The sequence below is a fragment of the Coprococcus sp. ART55/1 genome (assembly GCF_000210595.1).
Classification (GTDB): domain Bacteria; phylum Bacillota; class Clostridia; order Lachnospirales; family Lachnospiraceae; genus Coprococcus; species Coprococcus aceti.
Genome location: NC_021018.1, coordinates 343,748 through 349,732, shown reverse-complemented (window position 1 = coordinate 349,732; position 5,985 = coordinate 343,748). Strand labels below are relative to the sequence as shown.

9 protein-coding genes and 2 pseudogenes are annotated in these 5,985 nt (G+C 35.8%); 10 read left to right on the top strand and 1 reads right to left on the bottom strand.

Annotation, left to right across the window (positions count from 1 at the left end):
- The 6 genes and pseudogenes from CCU_RS01620 to CCU_RS01600 form a co-directional block, all read left to right on the top strand.
- A pseudogene (locus tag CCU_RS01620) lies at nucleotides 1-507 on the top strand (T7SS effector LXG polymorphic toxin); the annotation flags it as partial.
- A 10-nt stretch (nucleotides 508-517) separates the two neighbouring features.
- Nucleotides 518-820 carry a hypothetical protein gene (locus CCU_RS01615; RefSeq protein WP_015533324.1) on the top strand — a complete coding sequence of 101 codons (303 nt, stop codon included), beginning with the start codon at nucleotides 518-520 and terminating at the stop codon, nucleotides 818-820.
- A 249-nt stretch (nucleotides 821-1,069) separates the two neighbouring features.
- Nucleotides 1,070-1,192, top strand: a complete 123-nt coding sequence (locus CCU_RS14245) for a hypothetical protein (RefSeq protein WP_256364695.1) — start codon at nucleotides 1,070-1,072, stop codon at nucleotides 1,190-1,192.
- 52 nt (nucleotides 1,193-1,244) lie between these two features.
- A complete protein-coding gene (locus CCU_RS01610) occupies nucleotides 1,245-1,679 on the top strand; it encodes a hypothetical protein (RefSeq protein WP_055148026.1) in 435 nt (144 codons plus the stop codon).
- A gap of 31 nt (nucleotides 1,680-1,710) precedes the next feature.
- On the top strand, nucleotides 1,711-2,037 hold the full coding sequence (locus tag CCU_RS01605) for a hypothetical protein (protein WP_015533323.1): 327 nt from the start codon (nucleotides 1,711-1,713) through the stop codon (nucleotides 2,035-2,037).
- A gap of 110 nt (nucleotides 2,038-2,147) precedes the next feature.
- Nucleotides 2,148-2,342: a hypothetical protein gene (locus CCU_RS01600; RefSeq protein ID WP_208895898.1), complete on the top strand. Its 195-nt coding sequence runs from the start codon at nucleotides 2,148-2,150 to the stop codon at nucleotides 2,340-2,342.
- A gap of 7 nt (nucleotides 2,343-2,349) precedes the next feature.
- Here CCU_RS01600 and CCU_RS13975 read toward each other — a convergent pair.
- A pseudogene (locus CCU_RS13975) lies at nucleotides 2,350-2,673 on the bottom strand (transposase); the annotation flags it as partial.
- Nucleotides 2,674-2,912: 239 nt separating this feature from the next.
- On the opposite strand from CCU_RS13975, the gene CCU_RS01590 reads away from it, so the two are divergent.
- The 4 genes from CCU_RS01590 to CCU_RS14895 all read left to right on the top strand — a co-directional run.
- On the top strand, nucleotides 2,913-4,121 hold the full coding sequence (locus tag CCU_RS01590; RefSeq protein WP_015533321.1) for an ATP-binding protein: 1,209 nt from the start codon (nucleotides 2,913-2,915) through the stop codon (nucleotides 4,119-4,121).
- Between the two features lie 159 nt (nucleotides 4,122-4,280).
- A complete protein-coding gene (locus CCU_RS01585) occupies nucleotides 4,281-4,820 on the top strand; it encodes a hypothetical protein (RefSeq protein WP_015533320.1) in 540 nt (179 codons plus the stop codon).
- Between the two features lie 551 nt (nucleotides 4,821-5,371).
- Nucleotides 5,372-5,869: a hypothetical protein gene (locus tag CCU_RS01580; protein ID WP_015533319.1), complete on the top strand. Its 498-nt coding sequence runs from the start codon at nucleotides 5,372-5,374 to the stop codon at nucleotides 5,867-5,869.
- A partial coding sequence (locus tag CCU_RS14895) for a CAP domain-containing protein (protein ID WP_208896327.1) occupies nucleotides 5,821-5,985 on the top strand: 165 nt, incomplete at its 3' end. The genes CCU_RS01580 and CCU_RS14895, both read left to right, overlap by 49 nt.

The window sequence follows — 5,985 nt, the reverse complement described above, 5'->3', positions numbered from 1 at the left end:
GGTGGAAAACCATCGTCAAAGACGGATGGTGGAAATGGTGTTATATCTACATGCAAAGGACGGGGGGAGCCTGAAGGTAGTTTTAAATGTAAGAGTGGTAGAGAATCATCAATAAAGGATTACTCAAATAGATTTGCGGATAGTTTGGTAGATGATTTTAATACTGATGTTGAAGTTAGAGATGTTGTAAAAGAAGATATGATTTTAGTTCAATTTAGTTCTGATGCGCCAAACGCATCACTTAGGTATTGGACAACAATTGATGAGGCTAATGGAATTTCTACAATTGAAGAATATATGGATAAAATGGCATTATCAAAAGAATGGGGAAATCGAAATGTTGTAAAAGTTGCTAGAGTGAAGAAGAAAACAGAAGTTACTCATGCTATTGGAACAGCAAAAGCACAAACTAAAATTAGCGATCCTAGACCTGGAAATGGTAAACAAATTTTATTTAGTAAGTTTGATTCAAATTGGATTACGGAAGTAAGAAATATAAAGGAATAGGTGTTTAATTATGAAAAGAGAAATTATGAAAAGAGAAATTATGAAAAAAAAGTTAAGTGATTTACAATGTGAAATAGGAAAAATTAAAGATGATGTTGATGATTATACAAGAGAGTATCTTAGTAAAATGGAAAAAATTATAGAAGAATATAAAAATAAGTTGGATTCAAATAAAATGGATGAATCAGATGGAGGGACATTAGGATTTAGAAGAGCAATACTCGAAGATGACAATCTCGCAAACATAGACTCCTTGTATAATGCAGCGGTAGCAGTTGATAAATTTTATAGTCAAGAGTGTAGAGAGTGGTAGTAAGGCTAAATTAGATTATGTTACTTCAAATAGAAAAGAATATTAAGAATATCTGATGAAATAAGAACGTTGCTTATTTTGTTATGTGAAAAGCCAGTAGACATAAAAAGCTACTGGCACTTTCATGCTTAAATTTATTAGAGACAATGGAGTGTTGCGTCCAGTTACTTTCTGGTGGAAAGGAAGTTGTGAGACTATACAAGAACAGGGACGCATCAAAGCAGGTGTTTAAAGCGGATAAGTCGTAACTTGGCATTAATTGGCAGGCTTGAAGACACAACTTCTGGAAGATGCATAGAATTTCCTGCACCGTGGATTGGATGGATTGAGGAATATGCTACAAATGGAAGAATAATAGCAGGAGGGGGTTAGGTGAAAGATAAGAAATAGAATAAGGTAAGCTTAAAATTGTTGAAAAAAATAATTGGAGGATGAGACCAGTGAAGGAAAGCTGGCTATAGGCATAGGCGTGCTTGTGGTTACAGCAGCGGTTGTGATAGTCTGCCCTGCTGTACTAGGGGCGGCGGCCGCCACGGTAACACAGTTTATAGCGACATCTGCCCTCGTGGGATCAGCAATATCTGGTATAATGAATGGCGCTGCATCAGTGAAAGCAGGAAAGTCGTTTTTTGATGGATTTGCAAGTGGCGTTGAAGAGGGGGCAATAATAGGTACAGCTACATACATATATCATGGAAACAAATATGATAAAGCAATAACAGGCGGAGATGTAGCCAAGACCTGGGCAGAGTGTGCAATAACATCATTTGTTTTGCGGTCAGTTTTTGAGGGTGGAAAGTCATCACCCAAAGCAGATGGAAAGAATAGGGTTATGTCTACTAGCAAAGGTCGGGGGTAGTCTGAAAGTAGTATTACTTGTGAGACCAGCTATGGGAAGTCGTGGAAAATATGATACTACAGCAGATTTTCTGACTAATATTGAAAATCGAAATGGAAAATTTTATACAGATAAAGCCACAATAGATAAAATTGGACAGGTTGAAGCTAGAGGAGAAGATTTTTCACTGTTGAATAAAAGGATAATGAGTTCCCGTGCATCTACTGAAGGAGGAACTTCTGTTGTATATAAATATAGTGATGAATTAGGAACAAAATATTTGATTCATGAAGTTACAGATGCCAGGGGATATATTATTCACAGAGACTTTGATGCTGTAAGAATTTCATCGGGACAATTGATAAACAAGGGACATTAGTTAGGAGGTTGATATGTATCATAATGAAATGGAAAAAATAATAGAAAAAGTAGTAAAAGGTGATATAGATAAAAATGTATTAATGGAATATTTAATTGACGATTTTGATTGTGAAAAAAATATATGACTCAGATGAGGAACTGATAACAGATGCTTTTTTTACATTAAAACATTATGCCAGTGGCGAAGAAGAGGTTAGCAAAGATGAGTGGATGTATTTCTTAGAGTGTTTAGCAGGAAAACGTGAATATAATATGGAAGCAAAAATGAGCATCACAACTAAGCCTCCCCACAGGCAGGCTTAAATCATAGTCTTACTACAGCTCCTGTGGCAGTTAAGTGATGTTTACCTTGGTCACGTTTCTTTTTGTAATATGCATTCAACGGACTGTTATGGAAAGAACGGGTAGTTGCAGCGAGAAAAATGGCATGCCGTAAGTAAGGTGAACCCCGTTTGGACATGTGATTATGAGTGCTGCTAAATTCACCGGATTGTCGTACAGTTGGATCAATACCTGCAAAGGCAACTAAGGCAGATGAACTCTTAAATCTGTTTATATCACCGATTTCAGCAAGAATGGTTGCAGCAGCAATCATGCCTATTCCGGGAATGGTATGAAGATAACAATCAAACTTACGTTTTCTGGAATTGTATCTGGAAATATTGAATATAATAATGGTATCCAAGAAAAAACAATAAAAGAATAGTTTTTGGAATGAAATCCAATAACTATTGAAAATAAACAAGTTTTTGGATATAATGAATACAGCAAATAAAAAATAAATTAGTCATCGAAAATAGATTCATAAGAAAGAAGGCAAATCCTCTCCTCATCATAGGACTCGGATTTTGTTTCGCAAAACAGGAGGATTATATGAATAAGATAATACTTAGAGACGAGTATCTTCAAACTTTGAAGGAATTTAAAGATAAAGACATTATAAAGATTGTAACAGGTATCAGACGATGTGGCAAATCCACGCTTATGCAGATATTTCAGGGCTATCTGAAAGAATCTGGGGTACAAGCAGACCATATCATTGCTATTAATTTTGAAGACTATGATTATGAAGATTTGAAGCAGCCAAGAGAATTATATAAATACATCAAGGATAGGCTTGTAGATGATGATATGCACTATGTGTTCTTTGATGAAATACAGAATGTGGAAGATTTTCCAAAGGTTGTGGACAGTTTGAATTTAAAGCCAAATGTAGATTTGTATCTGACAGGCTCGAATGCCTATATGCTATCTTCTGAGATTGCAACATTTCTTTCCGGAAGATATGTGGAGGTCAAGATGTTGCCCCTTTCCTTTAAAGAATATGTGAAGGCAACGGGAGATGAAAAAGAACTTTCGCTAAAGTATCAGAAATATTTGAAATTCAGTTCATTTCCATATGCTATGATGTTGGATGAGAAGGAAGAAGTAATTAATCAGTATCTTGAGAGTATCTATAGCACTGTGATGTTAAAGGACATTATTTCAAGAAAGAAGATTACCGATGTGATGATGCTTGAAAGTGTGATACGATTTATGTTTGATAATATTGGTAATCTTACATCGACAAAGAAAATCAGTGACACTATGACATCTGACGGAAGAAAAGTGGATGTAAAAACTGTTGAGAAATACATTACAGCGCTGGAAGAATCATTTGTAGTTTATCAGGCAAAACGATACGATGTGAAGGGTAAGAATTATTTGAAAACTCTTGATAAATATTATGTGGTTGACATTGGACTTCGTTATATGTTACTTGGTTCTAGAAATGCAGACACTGGTCATATTCTGGAAAATATAATCTATCTTGAGCTTATTAGACGAGGATATAAGGTCTATGTCGGCAAGGTGGAATCAGAGGAAGTGGATTTTGTTGCCATGAACAGTAAGGGAATTATTTACTATCAGGTGGCTGCTACGGTCAGAGAGGAATCAACACTTTTAAGAGAGCTAAGACCATTGCAGAAAATTACAGACCATTATCCAAAGTATATCATAACACTGGATGAAGACCCTGATGCTGATTACGATGGTATCAGGAGAATTAATGCGCTGCAGTTCTTACTTGGTGAGGAATAAGATTGAGGGATGAAATACCAAAATCCCACCCAATTTCATAGTAAAGACCTGAATCCGTGAAGTTGATTTGTTTTCGAATTTAGGAAGTGATATAAAACGAGAAGATTATGTCCATATTGTTGATGAATATTGGGTAGATTAGCGAAAAGAGTATGAAAAATGGATGTGCGTGTTAATAAAAATGATAAAATGGTGGAATGGGATGTGGGAGGCAAAACCATCTCGATTTATAACGAATATACCTTATATGCATTTAAGCATGGAAAAGGTATGCTAATGATTAAGGAAAAATATGAAACATCAGATAGTGGATTTAGTGCATATAATGAAGAGGGAAATTTAGTATTTTCGTATAGGAGTTTAGGAAATCATCTTAATTATAGGAATAAGGATATTTCTGTAATCAATGGTGCAATAATATCAGCTGATTATGAAGAAGAGAAAAGAAAATTAATAATTATAAAGGAGTTTAATGAAATAAGGTCACTTTTAATATATGATGATAATGCAGACTTTTTATCAGAGATAAATTGTCCAAAAGGTTATATATTTGTTTCGTTGAAAAATTGTGCTGGTCATATCATGGTAGTAGCACAAGGAATAAATGATTTGACTAGGGATTCATTTGGAAGAAACGATTGGAATTTTGAAATTAATTTTGAAAATTTTTACGTTGAAAGAAAATCTATCACACAGTAATTGATTAGAAAATGGTACCAGAAGGCAAAACTTCATATTAAGTTCCAATTGACCGATATAAACGCACTTTTTGTAACAAGAAAATTTGTTATGAAAGACTAACTGTCTTTACCAAAAACTTTCGACTTGCCCTTACGAAGTAATAGGCAATAGCGAAAGTTTTTATAAAGACAGTTCCATAGCAAAATTTTGGGGATGGGTGCACTTAAGGACAGTCAAAATCAAAACCTCATATTTAGTTCCCAAATGCTGAAATCAACAAAAAATGCGACATTATTATTGATGATTATGAAGAAGAGGTTCTTGAATTAGATAAAATACCAATGGCATTAGAGGTAGTAAATCAGTTTATAAAGAGTAACTCAAATAAAGAACTTGGTAAATTGAAAACAATGTTGGATTGTGTTATAGGCGAAAACATAATGCCTGAGTACATAGATTAATGCGATATACTGTATTGTTTAGCAAATAGGCATGCAATAAATCACATAGTGAGTTATAATGAAATCAACAGGCTGATACATATTATAAGAGGAGGACAAATTTAAACTATGGGAGTACAAAAGAAGAAGTTGTTACACCGGATAATGGCTCTGGCGATCGCAGTTGCGGTTGGATTGTCAGTGATCGTGCCGGGAGGAACAAGTGCTGAAGCGGCGACAATACCTGCGGATGTGACAAAACCATCTGCCAATTGCGTGTTTATAGCAATGAAGGGCAAGTATGTGTCGGAGGCTTCGGCTGCAGTGAAGAGGATCAATCAGATCCGTTATGAAGCATGTAAGCAGGGCGTTAAGATTGATGGACGGAAATTGACGCTTGACGACTATGTGCCGATCAAGTGGTCGGCAGGACTTGAGAAGATAGCAAGGATCAGAGCTGCGGAGGCGAGTGTTACAATGTATCACTCAAGACTTAACGGAAAGTCTGTATTTGATTTCAAATATCCGGGAAATGGCTGCCGACTTCCGAGGTGCTTGCGTGGAACTGGTCAGAGAGCATGCTCATGGGCATTGAGCAGTGGTACAGCGAGAAGGATGCCTATGTGAAGGGAACTCCTGGAGCGGTGACCGGACATTACACATCCATGATAAATCCTGCAAACAGGTATGTGGGTGTTGGTACATTTATAAATAAGAATGCATCTTATCCGAATACGACTGCA

What these genes read in the sequence shown, in the direction of transcription:
- CCU_RS01615 (WP_015533324.1), top strand. Translation starts at nt 518, where the DNA reads ATGAAAAGAGAAATTATGAAAAGAGAAATTATGAAAAAAAAGTTAAGT.
- CCU_RS01605 (WP_015533323.1), top strand. Translation starts at nt 1,711, where the DNA reads ATGGGAAGTCGTGGAAAATATGATACTACAGCAGATTTTCTGACTAAT.
- CCU_RS01590 (WP_015533321.1), top strand. Translation starts at nt 2,913, where the DNA reads ATGAATAAGATAATACTTAGAGACGAGTATCTTCAAACTTTGAAGGAA.
- CCU_RS01585 (WP_015533320.1), top strand. Translation starts at nt 4,281, where the DNA reads ATGGATGTGCGTGTTAATAAAAATGATAAAATGGTGGAATGGGATGTG.
- CCU_RS01580 (WP_015533319.1), top strand. Translation starts at nt 5,372, where the DNA reads ATGGGAGTACAAAAGAAGAAGTTGTTACACCGGATAATGGCTCTGGCG.